Genomic DNA, 15,076 nt, shown 5'->3' on the forward strand with positions numbered 1-15,076 from the left:
TCGTAATCGTAGAGCTTGCCGAGATCGACGCCCTCCTCACCGAGATCGGTGGTGTAGGTGTTGAAGTTCTCGGACTTGAGCATCAGCTCGATGCTCTGCGCCGTGGCGCTGTCGTCCTCGATCAGAAGTACCCGCATCGTCGGTCCCCAGCCCAGCGCGGCCGTCTCAGCGTCCGGACGCGTCCCCGCCAAACGCCCGCCACCGGCCTGTGGACGGACGCTCCCTCGTCATTGACGTGAAACGCTATGCGTTAATCGTTAACAAACCCTGATTCCGGCTTGCAAGCACTCGTTGAGTGGGCGCGATTCCCGGATCGTGAACCCGTTGACGGTCTGTTCTCATTCATACCGTCGCGAGCCTCACTCGCCACCTTCGCGGTCCTCGCCAAGTGCTTGAGTTGAAACGAGTCCCGGTGGCCTGTGGCTCGCATGCCACGCCCGCCTCACTTGTCGGAACGATTCGAAGGTCCGAACCGCACCGCCGCATGACTGGACCCGCTGTCAGCGCGATGGGGCCAGTGTTAAGGAGGGAGGTAAACGAAACGTTGAAAGAGGCCCGATGGCGGACGATCTTCACCGCCCGGTGATCGTGCCGCTCGGCTCGGCACGCGCGGCGCTTGAGCGCGTCGAATCCCTTGAAACCTACGGTCGCGTCGTGGCGATTCGCGGGCTCCTCGTGGAGGTGGCCGGCCCGGTCGCGGCCATGCGGCTCGGCGGCCGACTCGACATCGAGGGCGCGGGCCGCGCCGGGCTCGTCCCCTGCGAGATCATCGGCTTCCAGGGGGACCGGGCGCTCGCCATGCCCTTCGGCACCCTGGAGGGCGTGCGCCGGGGCTGCCCGGCCTATGTCCGCGACGAGGCGGCGGGCGCCATCCGCCCGTCCCCGGCCTGGCTCGGCCGCGTCATCGACGCCCTGGGGCGGCCGGTCGACGGGCTCGGGCCGCTCCCCGCCGGCCCCGCGATCTATCCGCTGCGGGCCGATCCGCCCCCCGCCCATGCGCGGCGCCGGGTCGGGCAGCCGCTGGATCTCGGGATCCGCTGCATCAACACCTTCCTGACGATGTGCGCCGGCCAGCGCATGGGCATCTTCGCGGGCTCGGGCGTCGGCAAGTCGGTGCTGCTCTCGATGCTCGCCCGCTACACGGCGGCCGACGTGGCGGTGATCGGCCTCGTCGGCGAACGCGGGCGCGAGGTTCAGGAATTCCTGCAGGACGATCTCGGGCCGGCGGGCCTCGCCCGCTCGGTCGTCGTGGTCGCGACCTCCGACGAGCCGGCCCTGATGCGCCGGAACGCGGCCTACGTGACCCTGAGCGTCGCCGAGCATTTCCGCGACCAGGGCGCGCGGGTGCTCTGCATGATCGATTCGATCACCCGCTTCGCCATGGCCCAGCGCGATATCGGCCTCGCGGCCGGCGAGCCGCCGACCGCCAAGGGCTACACGCCGACCGTGTTCAGCGAGTTGCCGCGGCTCCTCGAACGGGCCGGCCCCGGGGTGGGGGAGGGGACGATCTCGGCCCTCTTCACCGTTCTGGTGGAGGGCGACGACCACAACGAGCCGGTGGCCGACGCGGTGCGCGGCATCCTCGACGGGCACATCGTCATGGAGCGGGCGATCGCCGAGCGGGGGCGCTACCCCGCGATCAACGTGCTGCGCTCGGTCTCGCGCACGATGCCCCGCTCCTGCGACCCCGCCTACCTGCCGGTCGTGCGGCGCGCCCGCCGGGTGCTCTCGACCTACGCCGACATGGAGGAGCTGATCCGCCTCGGCGCCTACCGCGCCGGCTCCTCGCAGGAGGTGGACGAGGCGGTGGCGCTCATGCCCGATCTTGAGGCTTTTCTGGGGCAGGGTAAGGAAGAAGCAACCTCCATCGGCGAGGGTTACGAACGGCTCGCACAGATCGTGGGGAGCCCCGGGTAACTCCGTCGGCGCGTTCGCCCGGGCGGGGCCTGAGCGTTGCGTGGAGTGAGCGTTCCCATGAAATCGCGTGACACGCTGATCCGGCTGCGTCGGTTCCAGGTCGACGAGAAGCGTCGCCGCGTGACGCAGATCGAGATGATGATGGCCGATTTCCTGCGCATGGCGGCCGAGCTCGACCGCGAGGTCGCGCAGGAGGAGGGCCGCGCCGGCATCTCGGACCCCGCCCATTTCGCCTACCCGACCTATGCCCGCGCCGCCGCCGGCCGCCGGGACAACATGCGCCAGTCGGCCGCCGCCCTCGAGGACCAGCTCGCCGAGGCCAAGGCCGAGCTCGGCGAGGCGTTCGAGGACCTGAAGAAGGTCGAGATCCTGGAAGACCGCGAGCGCAGCGCCGAGCGGGCCGCGGAAGCTCAGCGCGACCAGGCCGCGATGGACGGGATCGGCTTGGCCCGCGCGCGCGCCTGAGTGCGCGCCGAGCCCGCGCCCGAGAACCGCGCCCGGCCCTGCCCGCGGGCGCCACCGCACGCGGCACGAAACCGTCATGATCCGGTGACATCACGGCCCGCGTGGCCGTGGCGTCCTGCTTGCGATGCGCGCATTCCTGGCGCATCAGGAGGCCGTCCTCGCGAGGGTGTGTCCGGATTCCATGAAGAAGATCAGCGAATTCATCTGGCCGATCATCGGCCTCGGCGCGCTCGTCGTCTCCGGATATCTGCTCTACCGCGAGCTGCAGGGCCTCTCCCTGGCCGATGTCGAGGAGAGCCTGAAGGCGATCCCCGCCCACCGCTTCCTCCTCGCCGCGCTCTCGACGCTCGTCGCCTACGCCGCGCTCGCCTGGTACGACCGGATCGCGCTGCTGCATCTCGGCGTGCGCCACATCTCGTGGCTCTTCGTTTCGGTCTGCTCGTTCACGACCTACGCCCTCTCGCACAATATCGGCGCCTCGGTCTTCTCCGGCGCCGTCGTGCGCTACCGGGCCTACACGGCCAAGGGCCTCTCGGCCGCGCAGGTGGCGGTGCTCGTGGCGCTCTGCTCCTTCACCTTCGGACTCGGCACGATCCTGCTCGGGGGCGTCACGCTGACGCTGAAGCCCGACCTGCTGACCCGCCTCGAAGGCCACCTGCCGGGCGTACTGACCAACCCGACCACCGCCTTCGTCCTCGGCCTCGCGCTCCTCGGCGCGGTCGGCCTCTACGTCGTCGGCTCGCTGCTGCACCTGAAGCCGCTGCACATCCGCTCGTTCAAGCTCGAATATCCGCGCCCGAACATCATGGGCCGCCAGCTCCTGGCCGCGCCCCTGGAGCTCCTGGGTGCGGCGGGCATCATCTACTTCGCGCTGCCGGAGGCCGGTAACCCGGGCTTCCTCGTGGTGCTGGCCGTCTTCCTCGCCTCCTTCTCGGCGGCGCTGGTCTCGCACGCGCCGGGCGGGCTGGGCGTGTTCGAGCTGATCTTCGTGCTGGCCATGCCGGAAGTTGCACGCCCGCAGGTGATCGCGGCCCTGCTCGTCTTCCGGATCTTCTACTTCTGGCTGCCGTTCCTGCTCTCGGTCATCGTGGTCGTCCTCTACGAGCGCTCGCGCCTCGCCGAAGCCTTCAAGCGGCGCGGCCCCCCTGCGGGCGCGGCACCGCCCGAGCCGCCCCTCGTCGCCCCCGGCCTCGATTCCCACAAGATCGAGCACCGGCTGGAGAAGAAGGCGGTCTGACCGGGAGGCCGCGCATGGGAGCACCGCTCGACGCCGACCGCCTCCGCGAAGCCTTCGAATGTCTGGGTGCCGACCTCGCGGCACGCGGGGTCTTCGTCGAACTGGCGGTCTACGGCGGCGGCGCGATCATGCTGCAATTCGCGTGGCGGCGCTCGACGGAGGACGTCGATGCCGTGGTGCGCGAGGGCTTCGACGAGGCGTCGCTGGCGCCCTCCGTGGCGCGCGTGGCCGAGCGGATCAGCCTCGGGCCCGATTGGCTGAACAACGCCGTCGGCATGTTCACGCCGCTCGACGAGCCGGATGCGCTTTTCGCCCTGTCGGGGACCTACCCGGCCGCCGGCCCTCCGGGACTGCGGACGTTCCTCGCCAAGCCGCACTATCTCCTGGCGATGAAGCTGCAGGCGCTCCAGAATCTCGATCGCGGGGAGCGCGATCTGGGCGATGCCCGCGCACTCGCCCTTCATCTCGGCCTGACCCGGATCGAGGAGCTCGAACGGCTCTACCTCTCGATCTATGGCGAGGACCCGCCGAGCGAGGCCCGGTTGCGCTTCGCGTCCGTCCTTCGTGGGGCCGAGCCATGAGGCCTGAGCCATGAGGCCGGCCACCCTGCGCGAGGTCGCGGAGCGCACCCGCGGCGACGGCGACTGGGATCACCACACCCGCGAGTTCCTCGACACCTTCTACGCCGCCGACGGCGACACGGCGCGTCAGGCCGCGATGATCCGCGACGAGCCGGACCTCCTCGGCCTGGAGCCGGCCGACGCCTTCATCGGCGGCGTCGGCGAGCATCTCGCCCGGCGCTGGGGCCTGCCGATCCCGGGATGGGTCCGCCACGAGGCGCGCTATCTGAAGACCGCCCTGTTCATCCCGAACGAGCGGAACCTGCGCGGCTACCTGATCTGCGTGAGCCCGGTCTCGTTCCGGGCCCGGCTCATCTTCACAGGGCCGGACCCGCTGCAGCGCGCCCGCTTCCCCTATCACCGCGGCGTCATCAGGATGCCGATGGACTACCCGCCCCGGCGCGACTGAGCCTCACACCGAGCCGACCGTGCGCAGCCGCGCCCGCGGGTGGATCTCGGCCTGGCTCATCACCGGCGTCTCCCGGCGGAAGCGCTCGATGATCGAGCGCACGAAGGGCCGGGACTGAACGGAGGTCACGAGGACCGGCATCTCGCCCATGCGGGCGGCGGTCTCGAAGCGGTCGCGCACCGTCGTGACGAACTCGGACAGTTTCGAGGGCTGCATCGCGAGGTAGCGCTCGTCGCGCTCGCCGACGATGGAGTCGAGGAAGGCCTGCTCCCAGGCCGGCGACAGGGTGATGATCGGCAGCATCCCGTCCGGGCCCTGGTACTGGGCGCAGATCTGGCGGCCGAGGCGGGCGCGCACGTGCTCGACGATGTCGCGCGGGTTCTTCACGGAGCCCGCCACCTCCGCGATCCCCTCGACGATGGTGCCGAGATCGCGGATCGAGACCCGCTCCGAAAGCAGGAACTGCAGCACCCGCTGGATCCCCGTCGTCGCGATCTGGCCCGGCACCACCTCCTTGAGGAGGTCGGTATGCTCCTTCGGCAGCTCCTTCAGGAGCTTCTGCACCTCGACATGGTTCAGGAGCTCCGAGACATGCGCCTTGATGATCTCGGTGAGGTGGGTCGAGACGACGGTCGCGGCATCGACCACGGTGTAGCCCTTGAGCTGGGCTTGGTCGCGCAAGCTGGCGTCGATCCAGGTGGCGGGCAGCCCGAAGGTCGGCTCCAGCATGTGCTGGCCCGGCAGCTGGACCTGCCCGCCCATCGGGTCCATCGCCATGAACTGGCCGGGGTAGATCTGCCCGGTGCCGGCCTCGATCTCCTTGACGCGGATCATGTAGGCGTTGGCGTCGAGCTGGACGTTGTCGAGGATGCGCACGGAAGGCATCACGAAGCCGAGCTCGGCCGCGAGCTGGCGCCGCAGAGCCTTGATCTGGTCGGTCAGCCGGTCCTGGCCCTCGCCGTTGACGAGGGCGAGGAGGGCGTAGCCCATCTCGAGCTTGAGGTCGTCGAGCTTGAGGAGGTCGGTGACCGTCTCCTCCTGCGCGGCGGCCGCCCCGGCCGGGTCGGCCGGCGTCCCGTCGGCGGAGAGGGGAGGCGCCTCGCGGTTCGTCTTGGCGATCTTCCAGGCGGCGTAGCCCGACGCGCCGGCCAGCAGCAGGAAGGGCAGCATCGGCATGCCGGGCATGAGCGCGATCAGGACCATCACGCCCGCCGACATGCCGAGCGCCTTCGGGTAGTTGGCGAGCTGCTTGCCGAGTGCCTTGTCGGCGGAGCCCTTCACGCCCGCCTTCGAGACGAGGATGCCCGCGGCCGTCGAGACGATCAGCGCCGGCACCTGGCTCGCGAGCCCGTCGCCGATGGTCAGCAGCGTGTAGGTCTTGGCCGCCGTGCCGAAATCGAGCCCCTGCTGCGCGACGCCGATGATGATCCCGCCGATCACGTTGATGAAGGTGATGAGGAGCGCCGCGATCGCGTCGCCGCGCACGAATTTCGAGGCGCCGTCCATGGCGCCGAAGAAGGAGGATTCCTCCTCGAGCGCCGAGCGCCGCGCCTTGGCGGTCTTCTCGTCGATCAGCCCCGCCGAGAGGTCGGCGTCGATCGCCATCTGCTTGCCGGGCATCGCGTCGAGGGTGAAGCGGGCGGCGACCTCCGCGATGCGGCCCGAGCCCTTCGTGATCACGACGAAGTTCACGATGATCAGGATCGCGAAGACGATGATCCCGATGACGAAATTGCCCCCCATCACGAAGTTGCCGAACGCCTCGATGACGTGGCCGGCGGCCGCCGTGCCCTCGTGGCCGTGGCCGAGGATGAGCCGCGTCGAGGCGAGGTTGAGCGCCAGCCGCAGCATCGTCGCCATCAGCAGCAGCGTCGGGAAGACCGTGAACTCGAGCGGGTTGTCGATGAACAGGCCCGTCATCATGATCAGCACGGACAGGATGATCGAGACGGCGAGCAGGAGGTCGAGCAGGATCGCGGGCAGCGGGAAGATGAGCACCGTGAGGATGCCCATCACGGCGGTCGCGAAGAACAGGTCGGTGCGCTTCGTCAGCGCCTGCAGGCTCGCCCGGTCGGGAAGCTGGAAGCCGCCGAGCGCCGGGGCGCCGCCCCCCGTGCCCGCAGCGGTTACCGTCTCGCTCATGGGTGGAAGCCTCGAACCCGAACCCGTCGCCAACCGGCAAGAATTGCCGGGTTCATGGTTAGCGCCGCGTTAACCCGCCCCGCTCGCGGCCGCTCAAGCTGGAACCAAGGCTGGGCCGGCCGCTTGAACCGTCACGATCGGAAGACCCCCGCTCCTGAGGTTCGCCCATGCGCACGTCCCTTGTCCTCGCCGCCCTCCTCGCCCTCGGCGGGGCGGGTGCCGCCGGCGCTCAGACCGCCCCGGCCCCCGACCGGCCCGCGACGACGGGAACGGCCCACGGCGCGGTCGGCGAAAAGCTCGAGCCGGGGGCCAACAGCTTCACCGAGGGTCAGGTGAAGGAGCGCTTCTCGAAGATGGGCTTCGGCGAGGTCACCGACCTGAAGAAGGACGATCAGGGGATCTGGCACGGCAAGGCGATGCATGCCGGCAAGCCGGTCTCCATCGGCATGGACTACAAGGGCAACGTCGCCGCCCAGTAAGCCCCACCCGCACCGGAAGGAGGTCGCCATGGCGACACGAGCCATCACCGCCCTGTTCGACGATTACGACGACGCGGCCCGCGCCGTCGACAAGCTCGAAGCCGAGGGTATCGCGCACGGCGACATCAGCATCGTCGCGAGCAACGAGGGCGACCGGCACGCCGGGCGCCTCGCGCCGGGCGCGGCGCCTTCTGCCGAGAGCGATACGGTCGACGGCGCCGGGACCGGCGCGACCCTCGGAACCGTGCTCGGCGGCGGCGCCGGCCTCCTCGCGGGGCTCGGCCTTCTGGCGATCCCCGGCGTCGGGCCGGTGGTCGCGGCGGGCTGGCTCGTGGCGACGGTGACGGGCGCCGGCGTCGGCGCGGCGACCGGCGGCCTCCTCGGGGCGCTCACGGGCGCCGGCCTCAGCGAGCACGAGGCGGAGACCTATGCCGAGGGCGTGCGGCGCGGCGGCACCCTCGTGACGGTGCGCGCGGAGGACACCCAGGTCGAGCGCGTCACCGCGATCCTCGACCGGCACGGCTCGATCGACGTGGACGAGCGGGCGCAGGACTGGAAGGCCCAGGGCTGGACGGCGCAGAATCCGCGCCCCGCGACCGAGGAGATCGGCTCGACGGCGATCGGCGCCGCGGCCTCCACGACGACCGGCCTCGACACCGAGAGCGGCCGCACCCTCTATCCCGGCGACCGCAACCGCTGAGGGCGGAGCAAGGGGGCGACGGGGTCCGTCGCGCCCCGCGCCCTCAGCTCATCTGCTTGCGGGCGAAGAGGGCCGCCGCGAACAGGACGGCGGAGCCCGCCGCGATCAGGCTGATCATGAGGAGGCGCCGGGGCTGCTGGGCCGATTCGGCGAGGACCGGCTGCACCACGAGGTTGAAGAACTCGATCTGACGGGCGGCGATGATGCGCGCCCGCTCATGCGCGGCGATGACCTTGGAGTAGTATTTCTCCGCGTCCTTGCGCTCGTTGTCGAGGGCCTCGAAGCGCGTCAGCGAGTCGGACAGGAGGCGCTTCTGCTCCGGGTCCTGGCTCGCCGATTGCCGCTCGATCCGCGCGATGTTGTCGTCGAGGTCCTTGATCTGGGTCTTCAGGTCGATGATCCGGCGCGATTCCGGCGCGAGGTCCCGCAGGGACAGGGTGAGCTGCACGGAGAGGTTGATCCGCGTCGTGCGGAGCTCCGTCAGGACCTTGAGGTTCGTCTCGTTCGTCTTCTGCGCGTCGAGCACGCCGTCCTGGTTGCGCAGGTCGCGCACGGCGAGGCGCAGGCGGGTGATCCGCTCCTCGGCGAGCTTCAGCTCGCGGGTGCTCTCGGCAAGCGCGTCGTTGCGGGCCTCGACGCTGAGCTGGTTCACCATCCGCTCGCTCTCGGCGAGGATCGCCTTGGTGATGGCGAGGGATTCCGCCGCCTCGAACGCGTTGACCGTCAGGGTCATGATGCCCGAGGTCTGCTCGATCTCGACGTCGACGCGGTTCTTCCAGTATTTCAGGAACTTCTCGATCGGCTTCTCGGCGTCGAAGCGCGAGACGAAGTCGATCTCGTCCCGGGAGAAGATCTGCCGCAGCGGGACTTTCGCCTCCACCGCCTCCACCATGGGGCGGCTGTGGATGTACGAGTAGGTGATCAGCGTGTCCTGGGCCACCATCTGGTGCATCGGCGAGCCGCTGTTGGTGCCGACCGCGTCCGGCGCCGCCTTCTCGACGCTGCCGATGGCCGGGCGGAGGGCGAAGCGCGCCTCGGTGACGTAGCGGTCCGAGGCGATGAGGCCGAAATAGAGCACCCCGACCAAGGTGGGCAGGACGAAGCAGAGCGCGAACAGAAACGGGACCCAGGGGTCGGCCTTGACGTGGCTCTGGTAGGACCGGATGCCCTTCTTGCGGTCGGCGAAGCGCGAGACCCGCGCGAGCTGCTTCAGCGATTCGGCGACGGCCTGCGAGCGGTCGGCCGGGGTCAGCGGCTGGCCCTGCGGGTTGCGGATCTCGACGCTCATCGGTCCTGACGTGTCCGTTGCCTGTGCGGCGCCTCGGCGGAGCCGGCGCGCGCTCGTCCCGGTCTGACATCCGCCCGCGGCAAAACCGTGGCCGTCCTCACGCGTTCAGGCGGTGGTACAGCTCGATCGCGTCGTTGACGTCCTCGTAGATGATCGCGCGGCCGTTCAGGAGCACGAGGCCCTGCGTGCACCACGAGCGGATCACGTCCATGCTGTGGGACACCATGATCACGTCCGCGTTCTTGCGGCGCTCGGAGAAGGCCGCCTCGCAGCGCTTCTGGAAGCGGGCGTCGCCGACCGAGGTGACCTCGTCGATGAGGTAGCAGTCGAACGGGATCGCCATGCTCATCCCGAAGGCGAGGCGCGCGTTCATGCCCGAGGAGTAGGTCCGGATCGGCACGTCGAGGTAGCTGCCGAGTTCGGCGAAATCCTCCACGTATTCGAGCACGCGCCGGGGGTCCTCGCCGTAGATGCGCGCCACGAAGATGACGTTGTCGCGGCCCGTCATCTGCGGGTGGAAGCCGCCGCCGAAGCCGAGCGGCCAGGAGACGCGCAGGCCCCGCCGGATCTTGCCGGAGCTCGGCTCCTCGGTGCCGCCGATCAGCCGCATCGTCGTCGACTTGCCGGCGCCGTTGATCCCGAGGATTCCGTAGCTGATGCCGGGCTTCAGGGTGAACGAGACCCGCTCCAGGATCGTGCGGCGGTGGCCGTCGGTCCGGTAGATCTTGGTGACGTTCTCGAAGCGGATCACGGCGTCGGGGCACTCACGGGCGGGACCTTCACGGGCGCGGCACTCACGGGGACCGGCGGCGAGCCGGGGCGTGACCCGGCCGCGCCCGTGCGCTCCCTGCGCCGTGCCCGCCGGACGCCTTGCCCCCCGAAAGCGGCGGATTTCGGACCGCGGGCGGCGCCTCTCAGGCGAGGAGCAGGCCCTGGGACGCGTCGACGTGGCGGGCGAGGTACTCGGCGCTGTTGCTGAACGCGACGAGCACGTCGGCGCGGTCCATGGCGTGGCTGTCGAGGGCGTTCGTCCAGTAGGCGACGCCGCCGGCCTCGCCGTCGCGGTGCATGACGTTGTGGTAGAGCTCCGAGACGAAGGCCGTGTTGCCGAGGCTGTCGCCGTACTTCCCCCGGAACTCGTCCGAGTGCATGAAGAAGTCGGCCACGGAGTCGAGCGCCTTGCCCTGGCGGATCTGGTCCATCCAGTAATACAGGCCGTTGGCGTCGGGGTTCCGGTCGAAGGCGGCCGAGTAGAGGCGCGAGGCGGCGTTGGCGCTGTCCTCGAGGCGGCCGACATTCTCGGCGCTGTTGCTGAACTGGATCAGCACGTCGGCCCGGTCCATCGCATGGGCGTCGAGGGTCTGGCTCCAGTATTGGAGGCCGCCCGCATCCGCCTTCCGGTCGAGGGCGTATTCGTAGAGGGCCGCCACGAAGCTCTGGCTGTCGAGGTTGCCCCCGAGGCGGCTCGTGAACTCGGCCGAGCCCATGAAGTTCTCCGCCACCCATTTCAGGGACCGGCCGTTATCGAGCTGATCGACCCAGTAACCGAGCCCGCTCGTGTCGGGGGCGCGGTCGAGGGCGGCGCCGTAGAGGCGGAAGGCGCTGCCCGCATTCGCATCGACGTCGATGGCGAGGAGGTGGTCGTCGAATTGCAGGCGCTGGATTCCGACGAGGGTGTCGACCTTGCCGTCGAGGCCGGTCAGGGTCCAGTGCCCGTCGGCCGAGCGGGCGAGCCGCCAGTCGCTCATCGCGCCGCTCTCGACGAGCGTGTTGACGCCCGCGCCCCCATCCATGAGGTTGCTGCCCGAGCCGCTGACGAAGATGTCGTTGCCGCCCTCGCCGAAGAACGCCCCGTTGCCGTGGCCCGCCACGAGGAGGTTCGCGGCGTCGTTACCGATCACCTTGACATGCCCGTCCCCGGCGATCGCCGTCTTGAACAGGCTGTCGCCGCTGATCTGGAGGCCCTTGCCGGCGATGGTGGACCACGCCCCGGCATGCAGGTCGATGACGTCGTTGCCCGTGCTCGCCGCCGCGTTGATCGCCCCGTGGTCCGTCGTGCTCCGCAGGAGGTTGCGGCCGCCGAGCCCGCCATAGGCGTCGGTGAAGACGAAGGTGTCGTCCGCGCCGCCCGAGCCGTGCAGGGACAGGCTGGCCCCCGTGAAGGTGCCCTCCGCCGCGCCGGCGCCCTCGCTGACCTTCAGGGTCCACTGCCCCGTGCCGCCCTCGCCCAGGAAGGCGTTGGAGGAGAGGGTGAAGTCGGAGAAGGCGGTGCTGCCGCCCTTGCGGTCGAGGAGGGTGCTCACCGTGCCGTTCGGCGAGACGAGCTGGATCGTGAGGTCGCCGACGCGGGCGTGGTTGCCCCTGAGGGTGATCTCGGCCGTCTCCAGCGCGATCGCCTGCGTGACGTTGAAGCTGTAGCTGATGCTCCGTGCGGCCGAGAGGGTCTGGGTCCCCGTCGCGGAGACGTCGACGCTGACCTCGTTCGCCGAGGTGCTCTGGGCCGTCCAGGTCTGGGCGAGGCGAACCGCCGCCCTCGCGTCGACGACGCCGAAGCCGGTGTCGTTCGAGAACGTCATGCCGCCGCCGTTCCAGTGGGTGGCGCCGTTCGTGAGCGTGCCGAGGCCCGCGGGCTGCTCGGCCGTCATCGCGAGGATGGTCCGGACGTCGCGCCAGCCGAGATGCGAATTGGCTTCGAGCATGAGCGCGACGACGCCGGTGACCTGCGGCGTGGCCGCCGAGGTGCCCCCGAACGTGTCCGTCACGTCGGTCGCGGAATAGCCCGAACTGCCGGCGAGGTCGGTGGTGGTGATGGCGCGGGCGCCGCCGCTCGAGGGTGCCGAGACGAGGAGCGAGGCGCCCGGATTCGAGTAGAAGGCGACCTTGCCCTCCGAGGTCACGGCGCCGACCGTGACGACGTGGCGGTCGTTGCTGAAGTTCGACAGGTTCGTGTCGCTGCCGGCCGCGCGGCTGTTGCCGCCGGCCACGACCTGCACCGTGCCGAGGCCGCCCCGGCCCGCCTCGGCCGCGTTCGCGATCGCCGAGAAGAACGGCGTCCAGATGCCGGAGAGGCGGTCGACGTAGAGCGAGGCGTCCCAGCCCCAGGAATTGTTGGTCACGGCGAAGCTCGCGGCATTGGCCATCACCTTGGCGACGGTGGCGTTCGACACGCCGACCACCTGGAAGGCCGTCGTCGCCGCGTTGTAGGCGACGCCGAGCGGCGCGGTCGCGGAGGGCTTGGCGCCGATGATGCCGGTGACCGCGGCGGCGTGCTTGGCCCCGTCGTCGAAGATGCCGATCGAGACGCCCCGGCCCGTCACGTAGGCCCAGGCATCGACCGCATCGATCCCCGGTGCGGCGCGGCTCCCGCTCTGCAGGTGCCAGAGGGCGCTGGACGCTGCCGCGACGCCGGGGGCGGTTTCGAGGGAGAGTTGGCGCGCAAGTTTGCCGAGGGACGCGGTGGACATCGATCTGCTCCGGAAATCGTCGGATCAGATGGCGCCCGATTTGAGTACTTCAGGTTTAGAATTGTAGTTAAACGATCCAAAAATTCGCGCAGCACAGCGTATTCGCGTTGCAAAGGTTCGTTAACTACGATGATTGCGACGTATCGAGATCGTTAACTCTGCGGTATTCGCGAAGGAATGCTGTTCGATTGCTTCGAGTATCGCTCGCAGAGACGAAGAAGATCGCGCGATGCAGCCGGGTTCCGGGGCGAATGCCTTCCCGGCCGCGGGGAGCCTGCGGACCTACAGAACCCAGGTGGCGACGAGGCAGGCGGTGGCCGCGAAGGTGACGGCGGTGGTGGCCCAGCCGAGGGCGTTCGTCAGGCGGCCGTTGACCCGATCCCCCATCATCCCGCGGTCGTTGGTCATCAGCATCATCAGGAGGAGCAGGGGAGGGACCGAGAAGCCCTGCACGATGCCGGACCACACCAGGGCCCGCATCGGGTTGAAGCCGAGGAGGTTGAGCAGGACCGCCAGCACCGTCACGCCCGCGATGGCGCCGTAGAACAGCTTGGCCTCGCTCGGGCGCGCGTGCAGGCTGCCCTCGCGGCCGAAACCCTGCACGAGGTCGTAGGCCGCGCCGATCGTCATGACCGGGACCGCCAGGAAGCCGACGCCGACCACGCCGAGGGCGAACAGCACCGTCGCCGCCGGCCCGGCCAGCGGCTCCAGCGCGGCGGCGGCCTGCGCCGCGCTCTCGATCTCGGTCTGGCCCGCCGCGTGGAGCGTCGCGCCGGTCGACAGGATGATGAAGTACAGGATCAGGTTCGAGAACAGCATCCCGACTAACACGTCGCGGCGCGTCTTGCGCAATTCGCCGTCGGTGGCGCCCTTGCGCTGCCGGACCGTGACGCGCCCCTGGCCGATCTCCTCCTCCACCTCCTGGTTCGACTGCCAGGTGTAGAGATAGGCCGAGAGCGAGGTGCCGATGCAGGCCACGATGATCGACAGGAACTCGGCGTCGAAGCGGATCCGCGGCACGAAGGTGCCGCGCAGGACCTCGACGGGATCGGGCCTCGCCATGACGGCCGCCGCCACGTAGGCGAACAGGGCGAGCGCCAGCCAGCGGAAGATCCGCCGCAGGAGGGCGTAGGACCCGAGGATCTGGAAGGCCAGGATGAGGGCGGCGGCCCCGCCCACGATGACGGGGACCGGGACGGGGACGAGCAGGTTCAGCGCCGCCCCGATGCCGCCGAGGTTGGCCGCGGCCTCGATGACGTTGCCGGTGAAGGCCCCGATCACGATGGGCCAGAGCACCCAGCGCGGGTAGCGGTCGCGCACGGCCGCGAACAGGCCCTTGCCGTAGACCTGCCCGAGCTTGGCCGAGACGTAGACGACCACGTACATCATCGGCAGGACGACGGGCGCGATCCAGAGGAAGGCGAGGCCGAACTTGGCGCCTGCGCTCGCATAGGTGCCGATCGCGGAGGGGTCGTCGTCGGCCGCCCCCGTGATCACGCCGGTGCCGAGGGCGCGCAGCAGGCCGGGCTTGCGCTCTCCGGTTCGCGCCCGGCGCTCGGCGAGGGGTTTGGGCAGGGGCTGGTCCATGAGGCCTCGTCGCGGGGAGCGGGTGGAGGACCAACCGGCCCCGGCGCCGGGCCGTTCAGCGGAAATCGGGCCGCGTGCCGTCCCGCGTCCTCGCCCGGCCGCGCCGGAGCATGAGCCAGCCGCCGGCCAGCATGAGGGCGCCCCAGGCGAGGAAGCCGAGGTCCCAGGCGATCCACTGCTCGCGCGGCACCGTCTCGTTGACGTGATGCAGGCCGAGCAGGTGGTGGTCGATCGTGCCCTCGACGAGGTTGAAGATCCCGAAGCCCATCAGCACCCCGCCCGGCAGGAGCAGGCCGGACCAGCGGATGTGGCGCGTCCGCGCGTGGCGCCAGAGGACGGCGAGGCCGGCCAGGACGAAGACGTAGGTGCTGGCGTGGAAGAGGCCGTCCCAGAAGGTGTTCACCTTCAGGTTCTCGACGCTGTCGGCGGGATAGCCCGCGCTGGTCAGCATGTGGTGCCACTGCAGGATCTGGTGCAGCACGATCCCGTCGAAGAAGCCGCCGAGACCGAGCCCGAACAGGATGGCGGCGGGGACCGGGAAGCCCGAGGCGTGGGTGCTGCCGACGTCCAACGCGATCCTCCGGACAGGGGCGGGCTTGCGTCTCGCCCCGAGGATCTACCCCGCGCCGCCCCGGTTGGATCCCGTGCCGTCCGGCTTGATCGCGATCTACGCGGGCGGGGCTCGAGACGAGATCGCGGTCCAGGCCGGTGATCACCCGGAACGGCAAGCCCCGGACCGATCGTCGGATCGGCCCGGGGCTTGCGTCC

General features: G+C 69.9%; 13 protein-coding genes and 1 pseudogene. 7 read left to right on the forward strand and 7 right to left on the reverse strand.

Translation table 11 applies throughout. From position 1 onward, the window contains the following. A pseudogene (locus J2X36_RS26040) lies at positions 1 to 155 on the reverse strand (DNA-binding response regulator); the annotation flags it as partial. 403 nt (positions 156 to 558) lie between these two features. Here J2X36_RS26040 and fliI point away from each other — a divergent pair. The 5 genes from fliI to J2X36_RS26065 all read left to right on the forward strand — a co-directional run bounded on the left by fliI (position 559) and on the right by J2X36_RS26065 (position 4,648). Beyond that, positions 559 to 1,917, forward strand: coding sequence for a flagellar protein export ATPase FliI (fliI, locus tag J2X36_RS26045; RefSeq protein ID WP_132256026.1), 1,359 nt, complete (start codon positions 559 to 561; stop codon positions 1,915 to 1,917). 57 nt (positions 1,918 to 1,974) lie between these two features. After that, positions 1,975 to 2,382 (forward strand): flagellar export protein FliJ, encoded by a 408-nt coding sequence (fliJ, locus tag J2X36_RS26050; RefSeq protein WP_310355035.1) that lies wholly within the window; start codon positions 1,975 to 1,977, stop codon positions 2,380 to 2,382. A gap of 181 nt (positions 2,383 to 2,563) precedes the next feature. Next, entirely contained in the window at positions 2,564 to 3,619 is a 1,056-nt protein-coding gene (locus tag J2X36_RS26055; protein WP_310355036.1) for a lysylphosphatidylglycerol synthase domain-containing protein, read from the forward strand. Positions 3,620 to 3,633: 14 nt separating this feature from the next. Then, positions 3,634 to 4,200 (forward strand): hypothetical protein, encoded by a 567-nt coding sequence (locus J2X36_RS26060; protein WP_310355037.1) that lies wholly within the window; start codon positions 3,634 to 3,636, stop codon positions 4,198 to 4,200. Between the two features lie 10 nt (positions 4,201 to 4,210). Continuing rightward, positions 4,211 to 4,648: a hypothetical protein gene (locus J2X36_RS26065; protein ID WP_310355039.1), complete on the forward strand. Its 438-nt coding sequence runs from the start codon at positions 4,211 to 4,213 to the stop codon at positions 4,646 to 4,648. Positions 4,649 to 4,651: 3 nt separating this feature from the next. Here the strand turns inward: J2X36_RS26065 and flhA are convergent, their stop codons facing one another. Next, entirely contained in the window at positions 4,652 to 6,790 is a 2,139-nt protein-coding gene (gene flhA, locus J2X36_RS26070) for a flagellar biosynthesis protein FlhA (protein ID WP_310355041.1), read from the reverse strand. A 167-nt stretch (positions 6,791 to 6,957) separates the two neighbouring features. On the opposite strand from flhA, the gene J2X36_RS26075 reads away from it, so the two are divergent. Both J2X36_RS26075 and J2X36_RS26080 read left to right on the forward strand, forming a co-directional pair. After that, on the forward strand, positions 6,958 to 7,269 hold the full coding sequence (locus tag J2X36_RS26075) for a hypothetical protein (RefSeq protein ID WP_310355043.1): 312 nt from the start codon (positions 6,958 to 6,960) through the stop codon (positions 7,267 to 7,269). A 28-nt stretch (positions 7,270 to 7,297) separates the two neighbouring features. Beyond that, positions 7,298 to 7,969, forward strand: a complete 672-nt coding sequence (locus tag J2X36_RS26080) for a hypothetical protein (protein WP_310355044.1) — start codon at positions 7,298 to 7,300, stop codon at positions 7,967 to 7,969. 43 nt (positions 7,970 to 8,012) lie between these two features. Here J2X36_RS26080 and J2X36_RS26085 read toward each other — a convergent pair whose 3' ends face one another. The 5 genes from J2X36_RS26085 to J2X36_RS26105 all read right to left on the reverse strand — a co-directional run bounded on the left by J2X36_RS26085 (position 8,013) and on the right by J2X36_RS26105 (position 14,879). Further along, a complete protein-coding gene (locus J2X36_RS26085) occupies positions 8,013 to 9,257 on the reverse strand; it encodes a capsule biosynthesis protein (protein ID WP_310355046.1) in 1,245 nt (414 codons plus the stop codon). Positions 9,258 to 9,354: 97 nt separating this feature from the next. Next, positions 9,355 to 10,008: an ABC transporter ATP-binding protein gene (locus J2X36_RS26090; RefSeq protein WP_132256034.1), complete on the reverse strand. Its 654-nt coding sequence runs from the start codon at positions 10,006 to 10,008 to the stop codon at positions 9,355 to 9,357. Between the two features lie 163 nt (positions 10,009 to 10,171). Then, complete coding sequence (locus J2X36_RS26095) at positions 10,172 to 12,721, reverse strand: DUF4214 domain-containing protein (RefSeq protein WP_310355049.1); 2,550 nt, start codon at positions 12,719 to 12,721, stop codon at positions 10,172 to 10,174. 282 nt (positions 12,722 to 13,003) lie between these two features. Next, positions 13,004 to 14,308 (reverse strand): Nramp family divalent metal transporter, encoded by a 1,305-nt coding sequence (locus tag J2X36_RS26100; RefSeq protein WP_310355050.1) that lies wholly within the window; start codon positions 14,306 to 14,308, stop codon positions 13,004 to 13,006. Between the two features lie 55 nt (positions 14,309 to 14,363). Continuing rightward, positions 14,364 to 14,879, reverse strand: a complete 516-nt coding sequence (locus J2X36_RS26105; RefSeq protein WP_132256037.1) for a DUF2243 domain-containing protein — start codon at positions 14,877 to 14,879, stop codon at positions 14,364 to 14,366. Positions 14,880 to 15,076: the final 197 nt, after the last annotated feature.

Source organism: Methylobacterium sp. BE186 (assembly GCF_031457035.1).
Taxonomy (GTDB): Bacteria; Pseudomonadota; Alphaproteobacteria; order Rhizobiales; family Beijerinckiaceae; genus Methylobacterium; species Methylobacterium segetis.

What these genes read in the sequence shown, in the direction of transcription:
- J2X36_RS26060 (WP_310355037.1), top strand. Translation starts at nt 3,634, where the DNA reads ATGGGAGCACCGCTCGACGCCGACCGCCTCCGCGAAGCCTTCGAATGT.
- J2X36_RS26075 (WP_310355043.1), top strand. Translation starts at nt 6,958, where the DNA reads ATGCGCACGTCCCTTGTCCTCGCCGCCCTCCTCGCCCTCGGCGGGGCG.
- J2X36_RS26085 (WP_310355046.1), bottom strand. Translation starts at nt 9,257, where the DNA reads ATGAGCGTCGAGATCCGCAACCCGCAGGGCCAGCCGCTGACCCCGGCC.
- J2X36_RS26100 (WP_310355050.1), bottom strand. Translation starts at nt 14,308, where the DNA reads ATGGACCAGCCCCTGCCCAAACCCCTCGCCGAGCGCCGGGCGCGAACC.
- flhA (WP_310355041.1), bottom strand. Translation starts at nt 6,790, where the DNA reads ATGAGCGAGACGGTAACCGCTGCGGGCACGGGGGGCGGCGCCCCGGCG.
- J2X36_RS26065 (WP_310355039.1), top strand. Translation starts at nt 4,211, where the DNA reads ATGAGGCCGGCCACCCTGCGCGAGGTCGCGGAGCGCACCCGCGGCGAC.
- J2X36_RS26055 (WP_310355036.1), top strand. Translation starts at nt 2,564, where the DNA reads ATGAAGAAGATCAGCGAATTCATCTGGCCGATCATCGGCCTCGGCGCG.
- fliI (WP_132256026.1), top strand. Translation starts at nt 559, where the DNA reads ATGGCGGACGATCTTCACCGCCCGGTGATCGTGCCGCTCGGCTCGGCA.
- fliJ (WP_310355035.1), top strand. Translation starts at nt 1,975, where the DNA reads ATGAAATCGCGTGACACGCTGATCCGGCTGCGTCGGTTCCAGGTCGAC.
- J2X36_RS26080 (WP_310355044.1), top strand. Translation starts at nt 7,298, where the DNA reads ATGGCGACACGAGCCATCACCGCCCTGTTCGACGATTACGACGACGCG.
- J2X36_RS26095 (WP_310355049.1), bottom strand. Translation starts at nt 12,721, where the DNA reads ATGTCCACCGCGTCCCTCGGCAAACTTGCGCGCCAACTCTCCCTCGAA.